This is a genomic window from Sinorhizobium fredii USDA 205, from assembly GCF_001461695.1.
GTDB classification, from domain to species: Bacteria; Pseudomonadota; Alphaproteobacteria; order Rhizobiales; family Rhizobiaceae; genus Sinorhizobium; species Sinorhizobium fredii.
Genome location: NZ_AUTC01000118.1, coordinates 1 through 617, shown reverse-complemented (window position 1 = coordinate 617; position 617 = coordinate 1). Strand labels below are relative to the sequence as shown.

1 protein-coding gene is annotated in these 617 nt (G+C 60.8%); it reads left to right on the top strand.

Annotated elements, in window-relative coordinates; genetic code table 11:
• Nucleotides 1-617: formyltetrahydrofolate deformylase (locus tag N181_RS12250; protein ID WP_081318991.1), on the top strand; the 617-nt coding region annotated here is incomplete at both ends.

Below are 617 nucleotides of genomic sequence, written 5' to 3'. Positions count from 1 at the left end.
TCCACCCGCGGCATCGTCGCGGCGCTCTCCGGCTATCTCGCCGAACAGGGCTGCAACATCATCGACAGTTCGCAGTTCGACGATCTTCAAACCGGTCTGTTCTTCATGCGCATCAGCTTCATCTCCGAACAGGGCGTCGGCCGTGCGGCGCTCCAGGAGGGGCTGAAGCCGATCGCCGCAAAATTCGCAATGGAAACGGCGCTCCACGACCAGGCGGAACGCACCAAGGTGCTGTTGATGGTGTCGCGTTTCGGCCACTGCCTGAACGACCTGCTCTACCGCTGGAAGATCGGCGCGCTGCCGATCGACATCGTCGGCGTCGTCTCCAACCACTTCGACTACCAGAAGGTGGTCGTCAACCATGACATCCCGTTCCACTGCATCAAGGTGACCAAGGAGAACAAACCGAAGGCGGAAGCCCAGCTTTTGGACTTCGTCGAGCAGACCGGCGCCGAGCTGATCGTGCTGGCCCGCTACATGCAGGTCTTGTCGGATGCGCTCTGCAAGAAGATGTCGGGGCGGATCATCAACATCCACCATTCCTTCCTGCCGTCCTTCAAGGGCGCCAATCCCTACAAGCAGGCCTATGAGCGCGGCGTCAAGCTGATCGGCGCGAC